Source organism: Bradyrhizobium sp. WSM4873 (assembly GCF_055811355.1).
The window spans coordinates 43,333-68,411 of the sequence record NZ_JBVVPS010000021.1 but is presented as its reverse complement, the minus strand read 5'-3'; the positions used below and the strand labels follow the sequence as shown (position 1 = coordinate 68,411).

At 65.1% G+C, this 25,079-nt stretch carries 29 protein-coding genes; 22 read left to right on the top strand and 7 right to left on the bottom strand.

The features are described 5' to 3' along the window. The first annotated feature begins 67 nt into the window (after window positions 1-67). Window positions 68-1,009 carry a dihydrodipicolinate synthase family protein gene (locus AC0L21_RS25175; protein ID WP_473264429.1) on the top strand — a complete coding sequence of 314 codons (942 nt, stop codon included), beginning with the start codon at window positions 68-70 and terminating at the stop codon, window positions 1,007-1,009. A 205-nt stretch (window positions 1,010-1,214) separates the two neighbouring features. Here the strand turns inward: AC0L21_RS25175 and AC0L21_RS25170 are convergent, their stop codons facing one another. From AC0L21_RS25170 to AC0L21_RS25160, 3 genes are read right to left on the bottom strand one after another with little or no spacing between them, the layout of a single operon-like run. Then, entirely contained in the window at window positions 1,215-1,913 is a 699-nt protein-coding gene (locus tag AC0L21_RS25170) for a DUF1045 domain-containing protein (RefSeq protein WP_473264428.1), read from the bottom strand. Between the two features lie 18 nt (window positions 1,914-1,931). Then, on the bottom strand, window positions 1,932-3,125 hold the full coding sequence (locus AC0L21_RS25165; RefSeq protein WP_473264427.1) for an alpha-D-ribose 1-methylphosphonate 5-triphosphate diphosphatase: 1,194 nt from the start codon (window positions 3,123-3,125) through the stop codon (window positions 1,932-1,934). Next, window positions 3,122-3,781 carry an LbetaH domain-containing protein gene (locus AC0L21_RS25160; protein ID WP_473264426.1) on the bottom strand — a complete coding sequence of 220 codons (660 nt, stop codon included), beginning with the start codon at window positions 3,779-3,781 and terminating at the stop codon, window positions 3,122-3,124. The genes AC0L21_RS25165 and AC0L21_RS25160 overlap by 4 nt, the downstream gene beginning before the upstream one ends. A 183-nt stretch (window positions 3,782-3,964) precedes the next feature. Here AC0L21_RS25160 and phnC point away from each other — a divergent pair, with 183 nt between their 5' ends. From phnC to phnE (AC0L21_RS25140), 4 genes are all read left to right on the top strand, one after another. Next, entirely contained in the window at window positions 3,965-4,774 is an 810-nt protein-coding gene (gene phnC, locus AC0L21_RS25155) for a phosphonate ABC transporter ATP-binding protein (protein ID WP_473264424.1), read from the top strand. Window positions 4,775-4,837: 63 nt separating this feature from the next. Beyond that, on the top strand, window positions 4,838-5,773 hold the full coding sequence (gene phnD, locus AC0L21_RS25150; protein WP_473264422.1) for a phosphonate ABC transporter substrate-binding protein: 936 nt from the start codon (window positions 4,838-4,840) through the stop codon (window positions 5,771-5,773). 76 nt (window positions 5,774-5,849) lie between these two features. Further along, window positions 5,850-6,734, top strand: a complete 885-nt coding sequence (gene phnE, locus AC0L21_RS25145; RefSeq protein WP_473264421.1) for a phosphonate ABC transporter, permease protein PhnE — start codon at window positions 5,850-5,852, stop codon at window positions 6,732-6,734. Further along, window positions 6,692-7,579 carry a phosphonate ABC transporter, permease protein PhnE gene (gene phnE, locus AC0L21_RS25140; protein WP_473264419.1) on the top strand — a complete coding sequence of 296 codons (888 nt, stop codon included), beginning with the start codon at window positions 6,692-6,694 and terminating at the stop codon, window positions 7,577-7,579. The genes phnE (AC0L21_RS25145) and phnE (AC0L21_RS25140) overlap by 43 nt, the downstream gene beginning before the upstream one ends. Window positions 7,580-7,739: 160 nt before the next feature. Here the strand turns inward: phnE (AC0L21_RS25140) and phnF are convergent, their stop codons facing one another. Further along, window positions 7,740-8,468, bottom strand: a complete 729-nt coding sequence (gene phnF / locus AC0L21_RS25135) for a phosphonate metabolism transcriptional regulator PhnF (RefSeq protein ID WP_473264418.1) — start codon at window positions 8,466-8,468, stop codon at window positions 7,740-7,742. A 119-nt stretch (window positions 8,469-8,587) separates the two neighbouring features. Here phnF and phnG point away from each other — a divergent pair, with 119 nt between their 5' ends. From phnG to AC0L21_RS25080, 11 genes are all read left to right on the top strand, one after another. Further along, window positions 8,588-9,052 (top strand): phosphonate C-P lyase system protein PhnG, encoded by a 465-nt coding sequence (gene phnG / locus AC0L21_RS25130; RefSeq protein ID WP_473264417.1) that lies wholly within the window; start codon window positions 8,588-8,590, stop codon window positions 9,050-9,052. Between the two features lie 4 nt (window positions 9,053-9,056). Beyond that, window positions 9,057-9,665, top strand: a complete 609-nt coding sequence (gene phnH, locus AC0L21_RS25125) for a phosphonate C-P lyase system protein PhnH (protein ID WP_473264416.1) — start codon at window positions 9,057-9,059, stop codon at window positions 9,663-9,665. Between the two features lie 2 nt (window positions 9,666-9,667). Further along, on the top strand, window positions 9,668-10,783 hold the full coding sequence (locus AC0L21_RS25120) for a carbon-phosphorus lyase complex subunit (RefSeq protein ID WP_473264415.1): 1,116 nt from the start codon (window positions 9,668-9,670) through the stop codon (window positions 10,781-10,783). Then, window positions 10,780-11,676 (top strand): alpha-D-ribose 1-methylphosphonate 5-phosphate C-P-lyase PhnJ, encoded by an 897-nt coding sequence (locus AC0L21_RS25115; protein WP_473264413.1) that lies wholly within the window; start codon window positions 10,780-10,782, stop codon window positions 11,674-11,676. The genes AC0L21_RS25120 and AC0L21_RS25115 overlap by 4 nt, the downstream gene beginning before the upstream one ends. Beyond that, entirely contained in the window at window positions 11,669-12,466 is a 798-nt protein-coding gene (gene phnK, locus AC0L21_RS25110; RefSeq protein WP_473264412.1) for a phosphonate C-P lyase system protein PhnK, read from the top strand. Before AC0L21_RS25115 ends, phnK begins: the two co-directional genes overlap by 8 nt. 22 nt (window positions 12,467-12,488) lie before the next feature. Beyond that, complete coding sequence (gene phnL, locus AC0L21_RS25105; RefSeq protein WP_473264411.1) at window positions 12,489-13,187, top strand: phosphonate C-P lyase system protein PhnL; 699 nt, start codon at window positions 12,489-12,491, stop codon at window positions 13,185-13,187. A gap of 11 nt (window positions 13,188-13,198) precedes the next feature. Next, entirely contained in the window at window positions 13,199-14,353 is a 1,155-nt protein-coding gene (locus AC0L21_RS25100; RefSeq protein WP_473264410.1) for an alpha-D-ribose 1-methylphosphonate 5-triphosphate diphosphatase, read from the top strand. Then, on the top strand, window positions 14,350-14,946 hold the full coding sequence (phnN, locus tag AC0L21_RS25095; protein ID WP_473264409.1) for a phosphonate metabolism protein/1,5-bisphosphokinase (PRPP-forming) PhnN: 597 nt from the start codon (window positions 14,350-14,352) through the stop codon (window positions 14,944-14,946). Before AC0L21_RS25100 ends, phnN begins: the two co-directional genes overlap by 4 nt. A 22-nt stretch (window positions 14,947-14,968) precedes the next feature. Next, window positions 14,969-15,580, top strand: a complete 612-nt coding sequence (locus AC0L21_RS25090; protein ID WP_473264408.1) for a pyridoxamine 5'-phosphate oxidase family protein — start codon at window positions 14,969-14,971, stop codon at window positions 15,578-15,580. A gap of 398 nt (window positions 15,581-15,978) precedes the next feature. Beyond that, window positions 15,979-16,200: a hypothetical protein gene (locus tag AC0L21_RS25085; RefSeq protein WP_473264407.1), complete on the top strand. Its 222-nt coding sequence runs from the start codon at window positions 15,979-15,981 to the stop codon at window positions 16,198-16,200. A gap of 21 nt (window positions 16,201-16,221) precedes the next feature. Beyond that, window positions 16,222-17,175 (top strand): aliphatic sulfonate ABC transporter substrate-binding protein, encoded by a 954-nt coding sequence (locus AC0L21_RS25080; RefSeq protein ID WP_473264406.1) that lies wholly within the window; start codon window positions 16,222-16,224, stop codon window positions 17,173-17,175. 119 nt (window positions 17,176-17,294) lie between these two features. Here AC0L21_RS25080 and AC0L21_RS25075 read toward each other — a convergent pair whose 3' ends face one another. The 3 genes from AC0L21_RS25075 to AC0L21_RS25065 all read right to left on the bottom strand — a co-directional run bounded on the left by AC0L21_RS25075 (window position 17,295) and on the right by AC0L21_RS25065 (window position 20,259). Then, a complete protein-coding gene (locus tag AC0L21_RS25075) occupies window positions 17,295-18,077 on the bottom strand; it encodes an alpha/beta fold hydrolase (RefSeq protein ID WP_473264405.1) in 783 nt (260 codons plus the stop codon). A 4-nt stretch (window positions 18,078-18,081) separates the two neighbouring features. Then, window positions 18,082-19,377, bottom strand: coding sequence for an O-acetylhomoserine aminocarboxypropyltransferase (locus AC0L21_RS25070; protein ID WP_473264404.1), 1,296 nt, complete (start codon window positions 19,375-19,377; stop codon window positions 18,082-18,084). An 81-nt stretch (window positions 19,378-19,458) separates the two neighbouring features. Further along, complete coding sequence (locus AC0L21_RS25065; protein ID WP_473264403.1) at window positions 19,459-20,259, bottom strand: IclR family transcriptional regulator; 801 nt, start codon at window positions 20,257-20,259, stop codon at window positions 19,459-19,461. Window positions 20,260-20,390: 131 nt separating this feature from the next. On the opposite strand from AC0L21_RS25065, the gene AC0L21_RS25060 reads away from it, so the two are divergent. The 6 genes from AC0L21_RS25060 to AC0L21_RS25035 are packed head-to-tail and all read left to right on the top strand — an operon-like array spanning window position 20,391 to window position 24,996. Continuing rightward, window positions 20,391-21,356, top strand: coding sequence for a Bug family tripartite tricarboxylate transporter substrate binding protein (locus tag AC0L21_RS25060; RefSeq protein ID WP_473264402.1), 966 nt, complete (start codon window positions 20,391-20,393; stop codon window positions 21,354-21,356). Window positions 21,357-21,359: 3 nt separating this feature from the next. Next, window positions 21,360-21,977 (top strand): flavin reductase family protein, encoded by a 618-nt coding sequence (locus tag AC0L21_RS25055; RefSeq protein WP_247463402.1) that lies wholly within the window; start codon window positions 21,360-21,362, stop codon window positions 21,975-21,977. Window positions 21,978-22,021: 44 nt separating this feature from the next. Further along, entirely contained in the window at window positions 22,022-22,882 is an 861-nt protein-coding gene (locus tag AC0L21_RS25050; protein ID WP_473264401.1) for a fumarylacetoacetate hydrolase family protein, read from the top strand. Window positions 22,883-22,885: 3 nt separating this feature from the next. Beyond that, window positions 22,886-23,689: a 2-oxo-hept-4-ene-1,7-dioate hydratase gene (hpaH, locus tag AC0L21_RS25045; RefSeq protein WP_473264400.1), complete on the top strand. Its 804-nt coding sequence runs from the start codon at window positions 22,886-22,888 to the stop codon at window positions 23,687-23,689. 25 nt (window positions 23,690-23,714) lie between these two features. Next, a complete protein-coding gene (locus AC0L21_RS25040) occupies window positions 23,715-24,107 on the top strand; it encodes a RidA family protein (RefSeq protein ID WP_219682465.1) in 393 nt (130 codons plus the stop codon). A gap of 13 nt (window positions 24,108-24,120) precedes the next feature. Then, the gene (locus tag AC0L21_RS25035; protein WP_473264399.1) at window positions 24,121-24,996 is read left to right on the top strand and encodes an amidohydrolase family protein; all 876 of its coding nucleotides are present in this window, start codon (window positions 24,121-24,123) and stop codon (window positions 24,994-24,996) included. Window positions 24,997-25,079 lie beyond the last annotated feature (83 nt).

The window sequence follows — 25,079 nt, the reverse complement described above, 5'->3', positions numbered from 1 at the left end:
CGGGTACATCTGTGACGCTGCGCGAGCGTCGCGGCAGATGTAAGAGATATCAGGGATGGAGAGTTCGATGCCGGTCACGCCCCAACACAAGGCGCAGCGCCCCTATCGCGGCGTGTTCCCGGTCGCACCCACCATCTTTAACGAGCGCGGCGAGCTCGACCTCGACGGACAGCGCCGCTGCATCGATTTCATGATCGACGCAGGCTCGAACGGTCTGTGCATTCTCGCCAATTTTTCCGAGCAGTTCGTGCTCACCGATGCCGAGCGCGAGACCGTGATGCATGCGGTGCTGGAGCATGTCGCGGGCCGCGTTCCCGTGATCGTCACCACCACGCATTTCAGCTCGGCCGTCTGCGCCGCGCGCAGCCAGCAGGCCGAGGCGGCCGGCGCCGCCATGGTGATGGTGATGCCGCCCTATCACGGCGCAACCTTCCGCGTGCCTGAGAAAGGCGTCCTCGAATTCTTCAAGGTGCTGTCGGACGCGATCAAGATTCCGATCATGATTCAGGATGCGCCTGTCGCCGGCACGCCGCTGTCGGTCGAGCTGCTCGCGCGGCTGGCGCGCGACTTCTCCAACATCCGCTATTTCAAGATCGAGGTGCCGGGCGCCGCGTCAAAGCTGCGTAGCCTGATCGAGGCGGGCGGCAAGGATATCGAGGGTCCCTGGGACGGCGAGGAAGCGATTACGCTGCTCGCCGATCTCGATGCCGGCGCCACCGGCGCGATGACCGGCGGCGGCTACCCCGACGGCATCCGCCAGATCGTGGATCCCTATTTCGCCGGCAAGCGTGAAGAGGCCAAAGCCGCCTACGAACGCTGGCTACCACTGATCAACTACGAAAACCGCCAATGCGGCCTGATCGCCTGCAAGGCGATGATGCAGGCCGGCGGCGTGATCAAGTCGGACACGGTGCGGCATCCGCTCCAGCCGCTGCACCCGGCGACGCGGGCAGGGCTGCTGGAGCTCGCGAAGGAACGGGATGCAATGGCGTTGAGGTGGGGGAAGTAGGGCGCTGCCTGCTCGGCGGTCGCCATATAACTCAGCCGTCGTCCTGGACAAGCGTGCAAAGCGGAGCGCAGATCCAGGACCCATTACCCCAGGATGTCGTTTGGCGAAGACTCGGGAGGCTATGGCTCGCGCTATAACCGCTCCCTGGGGTAATGGGTCCTGGCTTTCGCCAGGACGACAGCGAGAATGACGCGCGAGCGCAATGCTATCTCGTTAACATCCACTCGCCGACGAGACGAAACCGCGCCCCCGCACCGTCCTGCCTGAACAGCGCGATGCGATCGATCGCCAGCGTCTCAAGCTCGAGCGCCGCAAACCGCGCGCGCAGCAGCTCCAGGATCGGGCCGCGGCGCTCCGCGTCCAGCCGCCCCGTCAGCGTCATGTGGAAGCGGAATTCCTCCATCACGTACGGGTAGCCCCAGCGATGGAGATAGTCGCGCTGCCGTTCGCTGAGCTTCTCGGGTTTGCGACGCGCACGATCTTCCGCCGTCAGGGCGGTGCGAAAGCGGTCGAACGCGCGGACGCAATCAGCGGCGAGCTCTTGGAGCGCATCGACCTGCTCGGCCGGAATGACCGCAATAAAGCCGCTGATGGCATCGACGACCGGGCGGATCACCGGGATCTTCCGCGCCTCGCCGGCAAAAGCCGCGCAGGCCGCAAAAAGCTCCGCTTCGGTCTTGCCCGGCGCGAGCGCCATCGGCGCCTTCAGCGTGCCGTGAAAACCGTATTTGCGGGGATCGGCGGTGATGTCGCGCCAGTCCGGCGCGAGATGCGATGCCTCGGCGGGGAAGGGCAGCTCGTTGCCGGTATAGGCATCGTAGCCGAGCAACTCCGCGCCGAAGCGGGTGAGCGCGCTGTCGCTGCCTGCGGCAAAATAGATCGCGTAGCGGGGGAAACTCGTCATCGTCCGAGCATAGCGGGTTTATGCTGCGACGACAGCTTCGCGCGGGGTAGCTGCCATGCCAAGCAACCGCGTCGCGTCGGTGAGATGTACGAGCTTGCCGCCTGATATCACGGCGATCAGCCGCGGCCGCAGCGGCATGCTGTCGTCGACCAGCAGAATGTCCGCGCGCCGGCCTTCCGCGAGCACGCCGCGATCTGCAAGACCGGTCGCGCGCGCGGGCGCGGTGGAAACCAGGTTCCAGGCCTCGGTCAACGGCAGCACGCCATCGGCGGCGAGCCGGAACGCAGCGAGCAGCTGCGCGGGATAGTAGTAGTCCGAGGCCAGCACCGAGCAGAGCCCTTTGGCGATCATGTCGGATGCCTTGGTCCAGCCGGTGTGGCTGCCGCCGCGGACGACGTTCGGCGCGCCGTAGACGATGGCGTCTCCGTGGCTTGCCGCCGCCCGCGCCGTCTCCTCGTTGATTGGAAACTCCGCGATCGCCACGCCCATGGCGCGAAAGCCCTGGCGCATCGCCGGCGTCGCATCGTCATGCGATAGCATCCGTACGTCGGCGGCGCGGGCTGTCGCGGCGAGCCGCGACACGGAAGCCGGCACTTCACTGGCGCGCGAAAGCACGTGGCCGACCAGCCGGTCGAAATCTTCGCTCGACAGGCCGGTACGTTCCACCATGCGGTTGCGCTTGCGGGGCTTGGCCATGTCCCCAACCGTGCCGTCCATGTGGTCGTTGAAGGCGAACAGGTCGACGCGGCCCTCAGCGAGCCACTGGCTGATCTCGGTTTCGGCGTCGAGATTGTAAGTCTCATGGCGCAGGTGAAAACGGGTGTCGGCGGCGAATTGCGGGCGCTGCCGTTCGATCGCCTCCATCAGGCCGCGCGCATTGTCGGCGCTGCGCAGGCCCGGCTCCCATGAGCAGGTCGTGGCGTGAAATACCGTGGTGATGCCGTTGCTGATCGCCTGGCGGTCGCTGTCGGCGAGCGCGACGTCGATCGGGAAATCGACCCCGGCGCGCGGCATCATCTGTCGCTCGAAGGCATCGCCATGCAGATCGACGATGCCCGGCAGGACCAGCAGATCGCGGGCATCGATCGCAAGTCGCGCTCGGCCGCGAGACGCATCGATCTCTGCGATGTCCGTTCCGGACACGAGAAGCGACGTTTCGGCGAACTCGGAGCCGATCAGGGCCCGCCCGCCCTCGAGGAATATGTCTGTCACGCGACCGCGCTTCGTTTGCTGGCAGAGGAGGGTGCCCCTGCTTCGTATGCCGTGAGAAAATCCTCAATCCCGAGCTTGCGGAAATCGGGCAGGGCTTCACGCAACTTGTCGTGATCCCAGTCCCACCAAGCGAGCCTCGCAAGCCGCCCAGCAACCTCTTCCGAGAACCGCCGCCGAACGATGCGCGCCGGATTGCCGGCGACGATGGTGTAGGCCGGTACGTCCTTGGTGACGATGGCGCCGGCCGCGATCACCGCGCCGGTGCCGATGTTGCGGCCCGGCAGCACGATCGCGCCATGGCCGATCCAGACGTCGTGGCCGATATGGACGTGGTGCTGGCGCCGCCAGTCGAAGAAGTCGGTGTCGTCGGTCTCGCCTTCGAAATAGGCGCTCGAACGATAGGTGAAGTGCGCCTGCGTGGCGCGGTGCATCGGGTGATTGCCCGGATTGATCCGTGTCATCGCCGCGATCGCGCAGAATTTTCCGATGGTGCTGTAGGTGATCTGGGCGTCGTTCACGACATAGGAGTAATCGCCCATCGTCACGTCGTGCAGCATCGTGCGGGCGCCGACCTCGGTATAGGCCCCAAGCCTGGTGTCGTGCAGCTTCGCCGAGGGATCGACAGTCGGCTGGACCGAAAGAGCTTTGGCGGCCATGTTGCATCCGAACGAGAGGGCGGGCGTTTCTCTTCGAGCGGCTTGATGACAATGTCATGACGACGCGATGACAGGGCAAGAACAGTGGATGACGTGTGTAGGATCGCCGCACCGCAACGTCCGTGTCACACAAGTGTCAAGCGCCGGCGCTAGCGGTGGGTCCCAGCTACTCTGGAGCCCTGCATGCTGGTGGTTGAAGGTCTGACGTGTCGCTTCGGCGTGAAAGCCGCGGTGGACGACGCTTCGTTTCAAGTCTCTCCCGGCGGCTTCGTCGGCGTGATCGGACGGTCCGGCGCCGGCAAGTCGACCCTGCTGCGGACCATCAACCGTCTCGCGGCCCCTTCGCAGGGCCGCATTCTGTTCGGCGGTCTCGACGTCACGGCGCTACGCGGCAAGGAGCTGCGGCAGTGGCGGGCGCGTTCGGCGATGATCTTTCAGCAGTTCAACCTGGTCGGCCGGCTCGATGTCCTCACCAACGTCCTGATGGGACGGCTCGCGACGATGCCGGCCTGGCGCTCGCTGTCGCAGACCTGGCCCGAGCAGGACAAGGCGCTGGCGATGTCCGCGCTTGAGCAGTTCGATATCGCCCCGCTCGCGGCCCAGCGCGCCGACCAGCTCTCCGGCGGTCAGCAGCAGCGCGTCGCGATCGCCCGCGCGCTGGTGCAGCAGCCCGACATCATCCTCGCCGACGAGCCGATCGCCTCGCTCGATCCCCGCAACACCAAGATCGTGATGGATGCGCTGCTGCGCATCAACAAGCACTTCGGCATCACCGTGCTCTGCAATCTGCATTCGCTCGACCTGGCGCGCAGCTATTGCGACCGCCTGATCGGCATGGCGCAGGGGCGCGTGGTGTTCGACGGCGCGCCGGCCGAGTTGACCGAGCACGTTGCGCGCGAGCTCTACGATCTGGAAGCCGCCGATGTCATGGGCGGCACGCCTGCACCGGTGCGACAAGGCATTCCGGCGCTTGGAACGGCGGCCGCCGCCTGAGCGGCGCCGCATCAGGACTCACCAGTTTTGCGTCAACCGACCTCAACCAATGAAGAGGCTATCATGATTACTCGCAGATTGATTCTTGCTGGCGCCGCCGCGCTCGCGTTCACGGCTTCGGCTTCGGCCGAGGACTGGAAAGCTAGATATCCCGAGCTGACCTTCGCGGTCATTCCGGCGGAAAACGCCTCGGGCGTGACCGAGCGTTGGGCGCCGTTCATGAGCTATCTCTCCAAGGAACTGGGCGTGAAGGTCACGCTACGCATCGCCAACGACTACGCCGCCGTGATCGAAGGCCAGCGTGCCGGCAACATCCACATCGCGAGCTATGGCTCCGCGTCGTTCGCTCGCGCCCGCCTGACCGGCGTCAAGACCGACGCTTTCGCCAACGACATCAATTCCGACGGCTCGACCGGCTACTACTCGGTGTTCTTCGTCAAGGCGAACAGTCCCTACAGGAGCATCGACCAGCTCAAGGGCAAGAACCTCGGCCTGGTCGACCCGAACTCGACCTCCGGCAACAACGTGCCGCGCTTCGAGCTCGACAAGATGGGCATCGCGGACGCCGACACCTATTTCAGCAAGGTCGTCTTCACCGGCAGCCATGAGAACGCGATCCTGGCGCTGGCGCAGGGCACGGTCGACGTCGCCGCCAACCAGTGGACCAGCGACGACGATTCGACGCTGGCGCAGATGCTGACCAAGGGCATGCTGAAGAATGCCGACGGCTCCGCGATGAAGAAGGACGATTTCCGCATCATCCACAAGTCGGCGCCGATCATCAACGGCCCCTATGCCTACAATTCCGACCTGCCGGAAGAGGCCAAGGCCGCGATCGCGAAGGCGTTCTTCGACGCGCCGGCCAAGGACAAGGCTGCGTTCGATCGCCTCCAGGACGGCCAAAAGAAGGGTTTTCATCCCGCGACTACCAAGGATTGGGATGGCACGATCGAGCTGATCAAGTTCGTCGATGCGCTGCGTAAGAAGAAGGCGTCCTGAGTATCGGGACGATGCCACTGGAGCCGGGTCGATGGACCCGGCTCTTTCTCTTTGATCGACCATTTTTCCTGATCAGATGACCGTCGCGGTTTCGATCCTCCCCGAGCAGCAGCTCGCCGTGCTCAGCGCCGCCTATCGCCAGGCGGTCGCGCGCAAGCGGCTCCGACTCCTGTTTGCAGCCGTGATCTTCGCCGCTGCACTGTGTCTGGCGGCGATCGGCGCGGAAGTGAATTTGCGCACGCTGTTCGCCCATTTCGGCAACTTCATCAGCTATTTCGACCGCATCCTCACACTTGACACCGGCCAGCGCGTCTGGACCGATGTCGGCGAGTGGCTCTGGGGCTGGCGCAAATGGCTGAAGATGCTGGGCGAGACCCTGCTGATCTCCTATGTCGGCACGTTGATCGGCGCGACTTTTGCGTTTTGCCTGAACTTCCTCGCGGCTGAAAACACCTCGCCCGCGCCCTGGCTGCGCTTCGTGGTGCGGCGCCTGCTCGAATTCGCGCGCACGGTGCCCGGCATCGTGTTTGCGCTGATCTTCGTGATCGCGTTCGGGCTCGGACCGATGGCGGGCGTGCTGGCGATTGCGATTCACTCCACCGGCGCGCTCGGAAAGCTGTTTTCGGAGATCGTCGAGAACGCCGACATGAAGCCGGTCGAAGGCGTTCGCTCGACGGGCGCGAGCTGGCTCTCCTGCATGCGCTTCGCGATCCTGCCGCAGGTCACGGCTGGCTATGCCAGCTACGCGCTGCTGCGTTTCGAGATCAATGTCCGCGAGGCCTCCGTGATGGGCTTCGTTGGCGCCGGCGGCATCGGCCAGGAGCTCGTCGTCGCCATCCGCAAGTTCTATTACTCGGACGTCAGCGCCATCCTGCTCACCATCATCGTCACGGTCTTCATCATCGACATCAGCACCGGATGGCTGCGCGGCCGTCTGTTCGGCAAGGAGGCGCGGACGTGACGGGACTGCGGGAGACCGATACCGCGGCGCTTCGCGCGCGCTATCCTGACGTGTTCGACCGGCCGGCGTCGGCGCGGCTCGCCATGCCGGCGATGATCGTCGCGGCGCTCGCGATCCTGATTTACGGCCTCGTCGATCTCGACTTCTCGCCGTCGCGGTTCGTCGCGGGCCTCAACCAGCTCGGCTGGATCAGCCTGATGATGATCCCGCCGGATCCCGGCTCGTCGCTGCCGATCTATCTGAAGGCGCTGGGCGAGACGCTGTCGATCGCGCTGCTCGGCACGACTCTGGCCGCGCTGTTCGCGCTGCCGGTCAGCCTGCTGGCCGCGCGCAACGTCGTGCCGTCGAGCATTTTGCGCTTCCCGATTCGGCGTTTCCTGGATTCGATCCGCGGCGTCGACACGTTGATCTGGGCGCTGGTGTGGATCAACGTGGTCGGGCTCGGCCCGTTCGCCGGCGTGCTCGCCATTGCCGTGTCCGATTTCGGCGCGTTTGGAAAACTGTTCTCGGAGGCGATCGAGGGCGCCGACCAGAAGCAGGTCGAGGGCATCCGCGCCTCCGGCGGCAGTGCGTTGCATGAGATTCGCTTCGGTCTGCTGCCGCAGGTCCTGCCCGTGATCGCCGGCCAGGTGCTCTATTTCATCGAGTCGAACACGCGCTCGGCCACCATCATCGGCATCGTCGGCGCCGGCGGCATCGGCCTCCAGCTCGCCGAGCAGATCCGCGTGCTGGAATGGCAGAAGGTGTCGTTCCTGATCTTGATGATCCTGGTCGCGGTCGCCGCGATTGATTTCGTCTCGGGAAAGTTGCGGTTTGCGATCATCGGCCGAAGGGCGGTGGCGTAGGTCTTCGCCTCTCCCCGCTTGCGGGGAGAGGCCGACGCGCGCAGCGCGGCGGGTGAGGGGGACTCTCCGCGAGTCCGTCTCTTACGGTGATTGTGGAGGCAGCCCCTCACCCCAACCCTCTCCCCGTAAGAACGGGGCGAGGGAGAACAAGCAGCCCACCCTACGGCTCCACCAGAAATTCCACCCGCTCCGCGGCAAAGCGCGAATGCTTGGTCACCAGCGGCTTGCCGTCGAGATCGTGGTCGGTGGCGTCGACCACCAGGATCGGCCGCCCCAGCGCCAGATCGAGCCGTGCGGCGTCGGTTGCGTCGACGATGCCGGCGGTGATCCGGGTCGCGCCGCGGCGATAGTCGCGGACGCCGTAATGCTCGAGCAGTTTCGTCATCGAGCGGGTCGCGGCAAAGATGTCGCCCGCACCCGGGAACAACTGCGCCGACAGCCATGTCGTGGAGACGCAGATCGGCGTGCGGTCGGCGAGGCGCATCGCCTCGATCCGCACCAGCGGTGCGCCGGTCTTGAGACCGAGTTCTCGCGCGAGTTCGCGGGTCGCGACATCATCGGACGCCTCGATCAGCCGGCCATGCGGTTCGCGGCCGTCCGCGCCGACGATCTCGGAGAAGCGGGTCCGGGAACGCAGCGGATAGGCGAGCTTCTGCGCCTCGACATAGGTTCCGCTGCCGCGTTCGGCCCGCACGATGCCGCGCTCGGCAAGTGCAGCCAGCGCGCGCCGCACGGTGTGGCGGTTGACGCGATAGGTTTCGGCGATCTCCATCTCGCCCGGCAGCTTGTCGCCGGCCGCAAAGCGGCCGTCGGCGATGCCGCGCTCGATGCCGTCGGCAACGAGGCGCCACAACGCGACGCCGGAGGAGGCTGTGTCCTGCATGCTCATGTGGCCGGGAAGCTACTCCAGAAATCACGCCTTTGTCACGAAACAGTCATGGCGCTCCGGTATCAAGTTGTCTAGTATCATAGACAACTTGGATTCGGCAAGTTGTTGAGAAAAGTTCGGTGGATCTGGTGACCCAGCACAACAATCAGCAAGCCCAGCGCAAGGCCGCAATGGCCGTGCTGGCGCACGCGGAGGCGGGCGAGATCGCCGCTCGCCTCCGCGCTCTCGCTCTGCCCGCGCATCAGGATCTGCGCGCGCCGGAAAACGGCCTCGTCATGCTGCGCGGCCGGGTCGGCGGCGACGGTGCGCCGTTCAATCTCGGCGAAGCCACGGTATCGCGCGCCGCGGTGCGGCTCGCGAGCGGCGAGGTCGGCTTCGGCTACACGCTCGGTCGCGACGGTGAGAAGGCGCGGTTGATCGCGCTGTGCGATGCGCTGGTGCAGTCCAGGGATTTCGGCGGCGCCGTGGAGCGGGACGTTATCGCGCCGTTGCGTGAGCAGGTTATGGTCAGGCGCAAGCAGGCGGCGGCCGAGACCGCCGCGACGAAGGTTGATTTCTACACCATGGTGCGCGGTGAGGGGTGAGATCATGACCACGATTGCGGAACTGCCGCCGGGATTCGCCGACAAGGTGCTGTCGGCGCAATCGACCTTTCGCTCGGTCATGAACGCGATGGCGCGGCCGGGATCGGTCCAGCGCATCGTGCCGACATCAGGAGCGCCTCATGTGATGATGCGCGGCACGGCCGCGATCGCGCTGACGCTGTTCGATCACGACACGCCGCTCTGGCTCGATGCGCGCACGTCCGAGAGTTCCGACGTCGTGAAATGGCTGAAATTCCACACCGGCGCGCCGGTGGTGCAGGATTCCTCGATCGCAAGCTTCGCCCTGATCAGCGACGGCGGGGCGCTGCCTTCGCTCGAGCGCTTCGCGCTGGGCACCAGCGAATATCCGGATCGGTCGACCACGTTGATCCTGCAGGTCGAAAGCCTGGACGCAGGCCGCAGCTTCGAGCTGCGCGGTCCCGGCATCGACGGTGTCGCGGCGGTCCATGCCTCGATCAAGCCGTTCGACCTGTTCGAGCGCCTGCGCGTCAACGAAGCGCTGTTTCCGTGCGGCGTCGATGTGGTGCTGGTCGCCGACGATGCCGTGGTTGCGATCCCGCGCACCACGCGCGTCGTGAGCAAGGGAAGCTAAGCATGTATGTCGCAGTCAAAGGCGGCGAACGCGCCATCGAGAACGCTCATCGCCTGCTCGCCAGTGCGCGGCGCGGCGACCAAAGCGTGCCGGAAATCTCCCTCGACCAGATCTCGGAGCAGCTCGGCCTCGCCGTGGACCGCGTCATGAGCGAAGGCTCGCTCTATGACCGCGAGCTCGCGGCGCTCGCCATCAAGCAGGCGCGCGGCGATTTGATCGAGGCGATCTTTCTGGTCCGCGCCTTCCGCGCCACGCTGCCGCGCTTCGGCGCCAGCGAGCCGGTCGAGACCGGTGCGATGCGCGTGCGGCGGCGGGTGTCCTCGACCTTCAAGGACATTCCCGGCGGCCAGATCCTCGGCCCGACCTTCGACTATACCCACCGTCTGCTCGATCCCTCGCTCGCCGACGGCTTTGTGCCGGAGGCGCCGGCGACGGCCGAAGCATCGACGGCGCCCACGCCGCGGGTGACGGATATTCTCGGCCGCGACGGGCTGATCGAATCATCGCCGCAGGCCGAGGAAGGCGCCAGCGTCGGCGATCTCACCCGCGAGCCGCTGAATTTTCCTGCGGATCGCGACCTGCGCCTGCAGAACCTCGCGCGTGGCGACGAAGGGTTCTTGCTGGCGATGGGCTATTCCACCCAGCGCGGCTACGGCCGCAACCACCCCTTCGCCGGCGAAATCCGCTTCGGCGAGGTCGAGGTCGAATTCTCGGCGGAAGATGTCGGCTTCGCCGTTCCGCTCGGCTCGATCGAACTCACCGAATGTCAGATGGTCAACCAGTTCAAGGGCTCCGCCACCGAAGCGCCGTGCTTCACCCGCGGATATGGCCTCGCCTTCGGCCAGAGCGAGCGCAAGACCATGTCGATGGCGCTGGTCGACCGCGCGTTGCGCGCGCGCGAGCTTGGCGAAGAGGCACTCGCGCCCGCGCAAGATGAGGAATTCGTGATGTCGCATTCGGACAACGTCCAGGCGACCGGCTTCGTCGAGCATCTGAAGCTACCGCATTATGTCGATTTCCAGTCGGAGCTCGGCCTGTTGCGCAAGCTGCGCCAAGAGTTTTCTAAAGCGTTCACCGAGGCCAATGCGCCTGACGCCATGAAGGAGGCCGCGGAATGAACGCGCCCGCCTACAATTTCGCCTATCTCGACGAACAGACCAAACGGATGATCCGCCGCGCGATCCTCAAGGCAATCGCGATCCCCGGCTATCAGGTGCCGTTCGCCAGCCGCGAGATGCCGATGCCCTATGGCTGGGGCACCGGCGGCGTGCAGGTGACGGCCGCGATCCTCGGGCCGCAGGACGTGCTGAAGGTGATCGACCAGGGCTCCGACGACACCACCAACGCGATCTCGATCCGGAAGTTCTTTGCCAAGACCGCCGGCGTTGCCACGACGACGGCGACTGAAGATGCGACCGTGATCCAGACCCGCCATCGCATTCCCGAGACGTCGCTGCACGAGAATCAGGTGCTGGTCTATCAGGTGCCGATCCCGGAGCCTTTACGTTTCCTCGAACCGCGCGAGACCGAGACGCGGCGCATGCATGCGCTCGCAGAATACGGCCTGATGCATGTCAAGCTCTACGAGGACATCGCCCGCTTCGGCCACATCGCGACGGCTTACGCCTATCCGGTGAAGGTCAATGCGCGCTACGTGATGGACCCATCGCCGACGCCGAAATTCGACAATCCCAAGATGGACAATTGCCCGGCGCTGCAATTGTTCGGCGCCGGCCGCGAGAAGCGCATCTATGCGATCCCGCCCTTTACGCAGGTCGTGTCGCTCGACTTCGAGGATCATCCTTTCGAGCCCTATCGCTTCAACGCGCCTTGCGCGTTGTGCGCCTCGGAAAATTCCTATCTCGACGAGATCGTCACCGACGACAAGGGCGGCCGCATGTTCGTCTGCTCCGACACCGATTATTGCGAGGGACGCCAGGCCGCCGGCCATCACGGCAGCCTCAGCGCCGCGCCGTACAAGGACAAGGCGCAGGAGGCATCGAATGGCTGATCAAGACATGCTCGAAAACGACGAGCCGCTGCTGGTCGCAGAATCCCTCAGCAAATCCTATGGCCGGATCGCCGCCTGCCGCGATGTCTCGTTTTCGCTCTACCCCGGCGAGGTGCTCGCGATCGTCGGCGAATCCGGCTCGGGCAAATCGACGCTGCTCCAGCTGCTGTCGGGTCAGCTCGCAGCCAGCGGTGGGCACGTCTCCTACCGGATGCGCGACGGCGTCAGCCGCGATCTCGCCACGCTGGGCGAGGCCGAGCGGCGATTTCTGTTTCGTACCGATTGGGGTTTCGTCCACCAGGATCCCGCGCAGGGTCTGCGCATGGCGGTCTCGGCCGGCGCCAATGTCGGCGAGCGGCTGATGGCGGTGGGCTGGAATCATTACGGCCGCATCCGTGATACCGCGTCGGACTGGCTGACCCGCGTGGAGATCGACATCGCACGCATCGACGATGCGCCGCGGACCTATTCCGGCGGCATGCGCCAGCGCCTCCAGATCGCCCGCAACCTCGTCACCGAGCCGCGGCTGGTGTTCATGGACGAGCCGACCGGCGGCCTCGATTTTTCCGTGCAGGCCCGCCTGCTCGACCTCGTGCGCAGCCTCGTCGCGGAGCTGCACCTCGCGGTCATCATCGTCACCCATGATCTCGCGGTCGCGCGCCTGCTGTCGCACCGGGTGATGGTGATGAAGGGCGGCCGCGTCATCGAGACCGGCCTCACCGACCAGGTGCTCGACGATCCCCGCGAACCCTACACCCAGCTCCTCGTCTCCTCGATTCTGCCGCCATGAGCCTTCCAGGAAGAGTTTTTCAATGACCGCCATGATCGACGTCGCCAATGCCAACAAGACCTTTACGATGCACCTGCAGGGCGGCATCGAATTGCCTGTCGTCAGCGGCGTGACCTTTCACGTCAATCCTGGCGAATGCGTCGTGCTGTCGGGGCCATCAGGCGCCGGAAAATCGTCGATCCTGAAGATGATCTTCGGTAATTACCGCTGCGACTCCGGCCGCATCGGCATCCGCCATCGCGGCGCGCTGGTCGATCTCGCCACCGCCGAGCCGCGGCAGGTCCTCAACATCCGTCGCGCGACCATTGGCTATGTCAGCCAGTTCCTGCGCGCGGTGCCGCGCGTCGCGACCGTCGACGTGGTCGCCGAGCCGCTGATCGTCAACGGCATGGCGCGCGCGGAGGCGCAAGCCCGTGCTGGCGAACTGTTGCATCGTCTCAACATCCCCGAGCGGCTCCGGCAGCTTCCGCCGGCGACTTTCTCCGGCGGCGAGCAGCAGCGCGTCAACATCGCGCGCGGCTTCATCTCGGATCTGCCGATCCTGCTGCTCGACGAGCCCACCGCCTCGCTGGATGCCGCCAACCGGGCCGTCGTGGTCGAGCTGGTCGCCGAAAAGAAGCGCCAGGGCGTCGCCATGGTCGCCATTGTCCATGACGACGAAATCCGTCATCAGATTGCCGACCGCATCGTCGACGTCACCAGCTTCGCCGCCGCGGCTTGAAGGAAATGGACATGAACGCCAAGAAGGACATCGTGATCGCCAACGCCAGGATCGTGCTGGCGGACCGGGTGATCGAGCAGGGCTGGCTTGCCCTCGCCGATGGACGTATCGCCGAGATCGGTGAGGGCAGGGCGCCTGCGGGGGCCGAGGATGCCGGCGGCGATTTGATCATGCCGGGATTGATCGAGCTTCACACCGACCACCTCGAAGCGCATTACGTGCCGCGGCCAAAAGTGTTCTGGAATCCGGTCGCGGCCGTCGTCTCCTATGACGGCCAACTCGCGACCTCGGGCATCACCACGGTGTTCGACTCGCTCCGGGTCTGGCGCGAGGATGGTGCCGAGGAAGTAGATGGACGCGCCGGCGTGCTTGCCGCGGCGATCACGACCGCGCGCGATGCCAAATTGCTGCGTGCCGATCACTTCCTGCATCTGCGCTGCGAAATCCCGATGCCGAGCGTGGTGGAGGAGGCCAGGGAGCTGATCGACCGTCCCGACGTGCGGCTGATGTCCCTAATGGACCACACCCCCGGCCAGCGCCAGTTCCGCGACGAAGGCAAGCTGCGCGACTATTACCGCGGCAAGGGCGGCGGCAAGACCGATGCCGAGCTCGACCAGCTGTTCGCGAAGCGCTTCGAATATCAGAAGGCCTATGCGGCGACCAACATGCGCGAGATCGTGGCACTGGCACACAAGTACAAGATCCCGCTGGCGAGCCATGACGATACCACCGAGGAGAACGTCGTGGACGCCGTGCGCGATGGTGTTTCGGTGGCGGAATTCCCGACCACGCTGGAGGCCGCGCGCGGCCTGCACGAGGCCGGGATCGACATCTTGATGGGCGCGCCGAACGTCGTGCGTGGCGGCTCGCATTCCGGCAATATCGCCGCGGTCGATCTCGCCCGCGAGGGCCTGCTCGACATCCTGTCGTCGGACTACATTCCCTCGAGCCTTTTGATGGCTGCATTGCATTTGCCCGAGCACGTGCCCGTCATCAGTCTTGCGGCGGCGATCCGCACGGTGACGAAGGCGCCCGCCGAGGCGGTCGGCCTGTCCGATCGGGGTGAGATTGCCGTCGGCAAGCGTGCCGATCTGATCCGCGTGCACGTCGCGGGCCACGTTCCCGCGGTCCGCAGCGTCTGGCGCGAAGGAAGCCGCGTCGCATGAGCGAGACCGTCACCACGGCGGGAGCGCAGACGGGTGCGATCGGGCCCGGGCGGCTCGTGCTCGTGGTCGGTCCCAGCGGTGCCGGCAAGGACACGCTGCTGCGACTGGCGCGGGCGGCGTGCATCGAGGAACAGGACATCGTCTTTCCGCGCCGTGTCGTGACGCGCGAATCCTCGGCCGACGAAGACAATATTGCGGTGAGCCCTGACGAATTCCGTCGCGCGCGCGAGCATGGCGAATTCGCCGTGCATTGGGAGGCGCATGGGCATTCCTACGCGCTGCCGCTCGACCTCAACGACGATATTCGTGCCGGACGCGCCGTCGTGGCCAATGTTTCGCGCACGGTGATCGGCGCGCTACGCCAGGCCTATGCAAACGTCGTGGTGGTCGCGATCACTGCGCCGCCGGATGTGCTGGCGCAGCGGCTCGCCGCCCGCGCCCGGGACAGTGACGGCAATATCGCGGAACGGCTGACGCGCAGCGTCGACGATGCAACGGCGCAGGCCGATGTCACCATCCTCAACGCCGGCAGCGCGGAGTACCACGGCCGCCAGCTCCTGCGCGTGATTAGGAATCAAGGCTGGCACGAATAGCCCGCACGATAAGGAGACTGGAATGTCGGTGATCGAAACGGTCGAGCAATTGGAGGCCATCTACGGCGTCACCAACGACGCCTCGACCGTGAAAGTCGCCGACCACGTCACCCCGCTCTATCGCGTCTTCATCGAGAAAGCACCGTTCGCCGCGCTCGCCACCATCGGACCAGAGGGCATCGACTGCTCGCCGCGCGGCGATCTCTCCGGCTTCGTCCGCATTCACGATCCGAAGACGCTGATGCTGCCGGATCGCCGCGGCAACAACCGGGTCGATTCCTTGCGCAACATCGTGCGCGATCCCAGGGTGTCGCTGATGTTCCTGATCCCCGGCTCCGGCAATGCGGTGCGGGCCAATGGCCGGGCGCATCTTTCCATCGATCCCGAACTGCTCGCCTCGTTCAAGGTCGACGGCAAGGCGCCGCGCAGCGTCATGGTGATGAATGTCGACGAAATCTACTTCCAGTGCGCCCGCGCCATCGTCCGCTCCGATCTCTGGAATCCCGACAAGCGCATCGACCCCAAGACGCTGCCGACACCTGGCCAGATCCTCGCCGAGATGAGCGAGAACAAGGTCGGCGGCGCGGAGTACGATCGCGCCTGGCCCGAGCGGGCGGCCGCGACGATGTGGTGATGCCTCTTCCCCTCTCTCTGCTGCCTCTTCCCCCTCTCCCCGTTCTTACGGGGAGAGGCGAAGTGCCTCGCTAGTTGAGCTCATCGCGAGATGAATTCGTTTGCTTGCGCTCGCGCGCGGAGAAGTGCCGATACGCGGCAGGGGCAATTATGGATAGCCATTTCATTGACCGATCGCACTAAACGCTCGATATTCGATGCATCGAAACTGCTCCTCGAGCCGAAGCCGCGATATGAGAACCGATCACCAGCGCACTAACAACGACATGCATGCATGCATGACGCGGCGTTGTTTCTCGGCGGCCACCGGCGCCTGTTGTTGCTGACCGCCGCCTCCTAGCAGCACCTCATCCAGCAAATCCCAAGACAGAAACGCCGAGCCCCGGCGAACGAGCAGTCATGTCCCAACACCAATCGAACGCTTACATCATCGAAATCCACGACCGCGCCGCTGGCATCGTCACGAAGGACACGCGCGGCTTCCGCTTTTTCTCCTCCGAGCGTCTGTTCGACAGCCTCGAAGGCCGGCAGTTCCGCTCGGCGCGCGAGGCCGAGCGTGCCGCCCGTACCGTGTTCTGCGAGCGGACCCGGCGCGCGAATTCTCCAGCCTTTGCCAGCTGATCCCACCGAAAGGACCACGTCATGATCAATCGTCGACACATTCTCGCAACGACGCTGCTGCTCGCGACCGCTTTGGCCGCACCGGCGCGCGCGGACGACAAGCCGGCGGAAATCCGCATCGGTACGCAGAAGGGCGGCTTCTTCCCGGCGGTTCGCCAGCGTCAAACGCTCGAAAGCGCCTTCAAGCCGCTCGGCATCGAGATCAAATGGATCGACTTCCAGTTTGGTCCGCCGCTGCTGGAAGCCATCAATGTCGGCAGCGTCGATTTCGGCTTCGTCGGCGATACGCCGCCGATCTTCGCGCAAGCCGGCGGGGCCAGGATCCGCTACGTCGCGGCGGTGAAATCGGAAGGCGACACTCAGGCGATCATCGTGCCGAAGGATTCGCCGATCAAATCGCTTGCGGACCTCAAGGGGAAGCGCGTTGCGTTTGCCAAGGGATCGAGTGCGCACAACCTCCTCGTCGCGTCGCTCGAGAAGGCCGGTCTCTCCTGGTCCGATATTGCGCCGGCTCCGCTCGCCCCGGCGGATGCGACGGCCGCCTTTGTAAAGGGTTCGGTCGATGCCTGGTCGATCTGGGATCCGTATCTGGCGCTTGCTGAATTGAAGGAGAGCGCCCGCGTCATCGCCTTCGACAAGGATGTCCACAAACCGAACGCATTCTACATCGCTGGCGCCGAATTCGTGGAGAAGTATCCTTCGCTGATGGCAAAGCTCAACGCGAGCTTCGCCTCCGAAGGCGTGTGGGCGGAATCTCATCATGAGGAGGTAGCAAAGGCTCAGGCCGACGCGACCGGCGTCGACATCGAGGCGATCCGCCGCTTCGTCAACCGCTCCACCTATCGCGTGGTACCGCTGGATGCAGAGGTGACCAAGAGCCAGCAGGCGGTCGCCGACCGTTTTGCAAAATTGGGTCTGATCCCGAAGCCGGTCAACGTGTCCGACATCGTCTGGAAGTGGACGCCGGGCTCCTGAATTGTCGTCATGCCCGGGTTTGTCCCGGGCATCCACGTTCTTGCTTTGGAGTGGCCAGGCATGGATGGCCGGGACAAGCCCGGCCATGACGCCGGGGAGGCCGGCTTCTATCTAAATCCTCAGCCCGTCAGCGCCGCCAGCAATTCATCCGGGCGTTCGGCCATGATCATGTGGCCGGCGCCGGGCACGACGACGGTCTTTGCATGCGGGATCGCGGCGGCAAGTGCCTTGCCGGCCTTCACCGGCGTCATCATGTCCCGCTCGCCGAGGATGAGAGTCGTGGGCACCTTCACGCTCGTGGCAGCCTGAAGCGCATTGGCGTAAGCGTTGCAAGCCGACAAATCCCTGAACAGCACGCCCGGCTCGCAGTGTTTCAACACGGCCTGGGCGCCGCCATGCATCCACAGGCCCGGTGCGAGGCTGCCGCCGAGCTCGGCGTTGAAGCCGAGTCCCCAGATAGAGACCATGTCGTTTGCATCCTGCGAATTGGCTTCGGCCGCTTTCAGCAGATCCGGGCCGACCGTCATGGTCGCGGCCGTGCCGATCAGGCTGAGCGCGGACACCTTGTCGGGGTGACGTGCGGCCGTCTCCAGCGAGATCAGCGATCCCATGGAATGGCCGATCAGATGCGCTTTCGTCGCTCCGGCCGCATCGAGCAGGGCCGCCGTCCAGTCGGCCATCTCGGCGATGCTGCCGAGCGAGGGTCCGGGCGAGCGGCCGTGACCGGGCAGATCAGGCGCCAGCACGCCAAAGCCATGATGGGCGAACCAGCGCGTGTGCAGCGCCCAGGTCGAATGATCGAAGCCGGCGCCATGGAGGAAGACGACTGCGGGCAGGGATCTGTCGAAGTCGCGGCCGCCGGTTGCGACCAGCACCTCGGCGCCGTTGACGGAGAGCTTCATGGTGTCAGACCTTTTGCGAGATGCGCAGCGCTTGGGTGAGATCGTCGATGATGTCGCTTGCGGTCTCGATGCCGACCGAGAGCCGCACCAGCTCCTCGCCGATGCCGGAGGCCTTGAGCTGCTCGGCGTCCATCTGCTGGTGCGTGGTCGACGCGGGATGGATCACCAGCGTCTTGGCGTCGCCGACATTGGCGAGATGACTGATCATGCGCAGCGCCTCGATGAACTTGCGTCCCGCGGGCCGGCCGCCCTTGATTCCGAAGGAGACGATCGAGCCGGCGCCGCGCGGCAGCAATGTCTTTGCCAGCTGGTAGTCAGCGTGGTCCTCCAGCGAGGGATGCAGCACCCAATCTACGGCCTTGTTGGATTTCAGGGCTTCCAGCACGAGGTGCGTGTTCTGCATGTGGCGGTCCATGCGCACACCGAGCGTCTCCACGCCCTGCAACAGCTGGAAGGCGTTGGTCGGGGATAGACAAGCGCCGAAATCGCGCAGGCCTTCGGTGCGCGCGCGCATGATGAAGGCGGCCGTGCCGAACTGCTCGTCGAAGACGATGCCGTGATAGCCGCCATAGGGCTCGGTCAGCACGCCGAATTTTCCGGATGAACGCCAATCGAAACGGCCGCCGTCGACGATGGCGCCGCCGATCGCGATGCCGTGGCCTCCGATCCATTTGGTCGCCGAATGCATGACGATGTCGGCGCCGAGCTCGATCGGACGGCTGAGATAGGGCGTGGCAAAGGTGTTGTCGATCAGCAGCGGAATCTTCGCGTCATGCGCGATCGCCGCGACCTTCGGAATATCAAGCACTTCGAGCCCGGGATTGCCGATGGTCTCGCCGATCACCAGCTTCGTGTTCGGCCTGATCGCGGCGCGGAGCGCGTCGAGATCGCGCGGCTTGACAAAGCTGGTGGTGATGCCGAAGCGCGGCAACGTGTGTGCCAGCAGGTTTATGGTGCCGCCATAGAGCGAGCTCGACGCCACGATATGGTCACCGGCATTGAGCAACGTCGCGATGGCCAGATGGAGCGCGGCCATGCCGCTTGCGGTGCAGATCGCGCCGACGCCGCCCTCCAGCGCCGCAAGCCGTTCCTCGAGCACACCCGTGGTCGGATTGGAGATGCGCGTATAGATGTGGCCGGCGCGTTCGAGATTGAACAGCGCGGCGGCGTGATCGGAGTCCTGGAACACGTAGGACGTGGTCTGGTAGATCGGCACCGCGCGGGCGCCGGTCGCGGGATCCGGATGCTGGCCCGCATGCAGGCTCAGGGTCTCGAAGGCAGGCGGTTTTGGCGCGGGCATGCGGGGCCTCGTTGCTCGGTCGGCGGAGGCGGCTCTTGTGCCACAAAATGGTGCGCGACGTCAGCCCATTGACAGCGTGGTCTAACCCCGGATCGCCTGCTCGATGATCCGCGCCTCCCGCAGCAAGATCTCCGCGACCTCCTGTTCGCGGCGCGGGCCGAGCCTCGTCCGAACGGCGGAGACGGTCATCGCGGCAGCGGGACGGCCGTCCGGAGTCTTGATCCAGGTCGAGATCGATTTCGTGCCCTGCACGAGACCAATTTCCCTCATGCCATACCCCAGCCGTCTTGCGGCGGTGACCTGGCTCAGCACCGTCGCGGCGTCGGTCCGGTAGGCCTCCAGTCTCTTCTCATTGGCTGCGACGATTTTCCGGGCGTCCTGGGCCGGCATCGCGGCGAGGATGGCAACGCCCGCGCTGGAGACACCGAGCGGCCGGCGCGCGCCGACCTCGATCGACAGCACCTGGATCGGATAGACACCGATCCTGCGATCGACGCACAGCGTGTCGTTGCCGGTCCGCACCGTCAGGAACAGCGTGTCGCCGATCTCGGTGGAGGCGCGTTGCAGTGACGGATTGGCGGCGATTAGCAGCCGCGACGGCCGTGCCCGTGCGAGCGCGAGCTCCGGCACCTGATTGCCGATCGCGTAGCGGCCGGTCCTATCATGCCGTTCGACGATGCCTTCCTCGATCAGCACGTGGACGATGCGATGCACGGTCGGACGGGTGAGGCCGGTCGCCCGCACCACCTCGGCCAGCGGCACGCCGTCTTCGCGGCCCGCGGCGAGAATGCGCAGTACCGCGAGCGCGCGGCGGATCGCCTGCGCGCCCTGTCGCGGTTCGGTCATGCGGCGGGTGGATTTTGCGGAAGTCGTCTTGTCCATAATATGGACAAGAACGCCACAATTTCCTCGACAGGTAAAGCGCGCATCTGGAGATTGCGCTCCGAATCGAGATGCCGTGTACGAATTCAGGCAAATCGACGTAAAATTGGAAGCGCCGCCGGGACGTTAACATGAGATTAATCTGGATTGCCATAGCTGCCGCAGCGGCGATGTTGACGGGACCGGCGTCGGGCCAGCAATGGCCGGCGCGCAACGTCAAGCTGATCGTGCCCTATCCGGCCGGCGGCAATGTCGATAGCGCCGCGCGCATCATCGCCGACAAGCTTCAGGAAAAGCTCGGCCAGCCCTTCATCATCGAGAACAAGGCGGGTGCCGGCGGCATGATCGCGGGCGAGGCGTTCGCGAAATCCGCGCCCGACGGCTACACGCTGTTCGTCGGCGCCAACGGCCCGGTGCTGTTCGCGACCGAGATCAACAAGCGCGACGTGTACAACTGGAAGAAGGACTTCCTGCCGATCACGACGATCTCGATGACGCCGCTGGTGCTCGAGGTGCATCCGTCGGTGCAGGCGACGAATTTCAAGGAATTCATCGACCTCGCCAAGCGCGAGCCCGGCAAGCTGACGATGGCCTCGCCCGGTCCCGGCACCACCAACCATTTGCTCAGCGAGCTGATGCAGTCCAGCCTCGACCTGCAATGGGTCACCGCGCACTATCGCGGCAATGCGCCTGCAGTCAACGATCTCCTGGGCGGGCAGGTGCAGTTCGCGTTCGACCAGCTCACCGTCAGCCTGCAGCACATCAAGGCCGGCCTGTTCCGGGCGCTCGCCGTCACCAGTCCGCACCGCCTGAAGTCGCTGCCCGACGTGCCGACCTTCGCCGAGCTCGGCTACAAGGATTTCGACGGCCAGACCTTCACCGGCCTGTTCGCACCGGCAGGCACGCCGGCGCCCGTGATCGACAAACTGCACGAGGCGCTGACCGCGATCCTGAAGGATCCCGCCGTGGTCGACAAGTTCGAGAAGCTCGGCGGCGAAGCCGTCGCGATGACGCCCGACGAATTCAAGGCCTATCTCGAGCGCGAGGACGCCAAATGGATTCCGATCGTGCGCAAGGCCAACATCAAGGCGGATTGATCGATGCGGATCGACCCCACCGAGCTCGGCGCCGAGCGCATCTACCGGCTGATGACCGGCATCGTGGTGCCGCGCCCGATCGCCTGGGTGACGAGCCTGTCGCGCGCGGGCGTGCTCAACCTCGCGCCGTTCAGCGCCTTCACCTTCGTCTCGCAGAAGCCGCCGATGCTGGCCATCAGCGTCGGCCGCAAGGGCGCGGACTACAAGGACACCGCGCACAACATCCTCGACACCGAGGAATACGTCATCCACATCGCCGATACCCCGCTGATGCAGGCCGTGCACGACTCATCGGTCGAGCATCCGCCTGAGATCAGCGAGGTCGCGGAGCTTGGCCTTGAGACGATCCCGAGCGAGCGCATCAAGGTGCCGCGTCTTGGCATTGCACCCGTCGCGATGGAATGCCGCTTCCGGCAGTGCCTCGAATTCGGCGACGCCCGCAGCCGCCTGATCGTCGGCGAGGTCGTGATGTTCCACCTCCGCGACGGCCTCGTGAACGACGGCAAGGTCGAAACCGCGGCGCTCGATCCGATCGCACGCATCGGCGGGCCGCGCTACGCCCGGCTCGGCGAGATCGTGACGCTACGCGGCGTATTCCAAACTCCCAAATCGAAAGACTGAGCGCGCTACCCCTGCGCGCGCCCTAAGGCCATTGGAGAACGACCATGCGACTCTTAAGTTATCTCCTGGACGGAGAGCCGCGCTATGGTGCCGCCATGGAAGGCGGTGTCGTCGATCTGACCCTGCGGATCGGCCGCGACTTCTCCGATGTGAGGGCGGTGATCGCAGCCAATGCGCTGGCCGACGCGCAGGAAGCGGTCGTCGGACAAAAGCCGGACTACGCACTCGACGATCTCGTGCTGCTTCCGCCGGTGCTGGCGCCGGAAAAGCTCTGGTGCATCGGCGTCAACTACGCCGAGCGCAATGCGGAGTATAAGGACAGCTCCGACCTGCCCAAATATCCCAGCCTGTTCGTGCGCAGCATGTCCTCGATGACGGGCTCCGGTCAGCCGCTGGAGAAGCCTCACGTCTCCGAGCAGCTCGATTACGAAGGCGAGCTCGTCATCGTGATCGGCCAGGGCGGCCGCCACATCCCGCGCGAAAAGGCCTGGGCGCACATCTTCGGCATGACCTTGTGCAACGAGGGCACGATTCGCGACTGGCTGCGCCACGGCAAGTTCAATGTCACGCAGGGCAAGAATTTTGATCGCTCCGGCAGCATCGGTCCCTGGATCGTCACCGCGGACGAGCTCGACCCGCGCGGGCCTCACGACATCATCACGCGCGTCAACGGCGAGGTGCGGCAGCAGGACACCACCGAGCGCCTGATGTTCCCGTTCGATTTCCTGATCTCCTATCTCTCGACCTTCGCCACGCTGAAGCCCGGCGACATGATCGTGACGGGCACGCCGACCGGCGCCGGCGCCCGTTTTGACCCGCCTCGCTGGCTGAAAGTCGGCGACGTGGTCGAGGTCGAATCCAGCCGCATCGGCGTGCTGCGCAATACCGTCGCGGCGGAGAGTTAAGCCATGCTGGATACTCCCACGATCGAACGCCTTGCCGCGCGGCTCGACGAGGCCGAGCGCACCAAGACGCTGATCACGATGTTCACCAAAGACCATCCCGATTTCAGCATCGAGGATGCCTATGCCGTTCAGCGCGCCTGGACCAAACTCCAGATCAGTCGCGGTCGCGTCATCAAGGGCCACAAGATCGGCCTGACCTCGAAGGCGATGCAGAACGCGGTCGGCATTTCCGAGCCGGATTACGGCGTGCTGTTCGCCGACATGTTCTATGCCGACGCCACGCCGATTCCGTTCGACCGCTTTCACGCGCCGCGAATCGAGGTCGAGCTCGCCTTCGTGCTGAAGGCGCCGCTGCGCGGGCCGGATTGCACCATCTTCGACGTGCTCAACGCCACCGACTACGTCACCCCGGCGCTGGAGATCCTGGAGACGCGCATGCACCGCGTCGATCCCGAGACCGGCAAGGCGCGAAAGGTCATGGACACGATCTCGGACAACGCGGCCAACGCCGCGCTGGTGCTCGGCGGCCGGCCGTTCCGTCCGATGGACGCGGACATGCGCTGGATCGGCGCGCTGCTGTTCCGCAACGGCGAGGTCGAGGAAACCGGGCTTGCGGCCGGCGTGCTCAATCATCCCGCCAACGGCATCGCCTGGCTCGCCAACCGCCTCGCGCCGCATGACGAGCATCTCGCCGCCGGCGAGGTGGTGCTGGCCGGATCGTTCACGCGTCCGGTCGACATCCGCCGTGGCGACACGTTTCATGCCGATTATGGCGCCTTCGGATCGGTGTCGTGCCAATTCGTCTGAACAAGCTAGCAAGAAGGAGCGCATCATGACCGGTCACACGCGGCGCAAGAGCATCCATATCGGCGGCTTCAAGCACGCCAACCCGATTCCGAACGCCTGCCGCATCGGCAATCTCGTGATGTCGGGCGTCATCCTGGGCCGCGATGCGGCTGGCGCAATGCCCGAGAGCCTGGACGCGCAATGCGCCAACATGTTCGCGCATATGAAGGCGACGGTGGAAGCCGCCGGCGGCACCACGGACGACATCATCAAGATGACGGTGTGGCTGAAGGACCGCACGCAGCGCGGGCCGGTCAATGTCGAGTGGCTAAAAATGTTTCCGGACGAGCATTCACGTCCGGCACGCCACGCGCTGCCGATGGACAACATGGATGGCGGCGCGCTGGTGCAGTGTGACTTCACCGCAATGATCGACTGAGGGAGTTTCGCGTATGCCGACCTATCTGCCGTTCGATCCGAACCCGCGCCGCCCGGTCAAGGCGCCACCGCCCAAAACCGTCGACAGCCAGTTTCACGTGCTGGGCCCCATCGACAAATATCCGGAGCGTCCTGGTGCTGCCTATCGGATGCCGACCGCGACCTGGGAAGCGGCGCTGCGCGTGCACAAGACGCTCGGCATCGAGCGCGGCATCATCGTGCAGACCACCACCTATGGCGCCGATCATGCCGTCGTGCTCGACGGTCTCGCCGCGATGGGCCCGAACTATCGCGGCTGCGCCAACGCGCTGGTGTTCGCCGAGGCGAACGATGCTTATCTCGCCAAGCTGCATGATGCGGGTGTCCGCGGCGCGCGCTTCAGCTTCCGCCAGGAGCTCGGCGCCGTGCTGTCGGATGCTGATTTCGCCCGCGCGATTGCGCGTATCCGCGAGCTCGGCTGGTACGTCAAGATCCAGCCCGAGAAGGACGGCATCATGTCGAGCGTCGCCAAATACGAGAACCTCGACGTCCCCGTGCTGATCGACCACATGGCCCGGCCCGATCCGGAAGCCGGCAGAAACGATCCGAACCTGCGCAAGATGCTGGAGCTGCTCGCCAAGGGCAATTTCTGGGTGATGCTGTCGCTCGGCGAAAAGACCTCGAAGCGCGGTGCTCCTTACGACGACGTCATCCCGATCGCGCGGGCCTATATCGAGGCCGCGGTCGACCGCTGCGTCTGGGCCAGCGACTGGCCGCACCCGGTCTCGGTGAAGCAGCCGCCCAACGACGCCGATCTGCTGGAGTTGATGTACCGCTACGCGCCCGACCAGGCGGAGCTGGAGAAGATATTGGTGCACAATCCGGCAAAGCTGTTCGGCTTTCCGGATTAGGGCGACCCGTCATTGCGAGGAGCGGAGCGACGAAGCAATCCAGACTTGCTTCCGCAGAAGCACTCTGGATTGCTTCTCTGCGC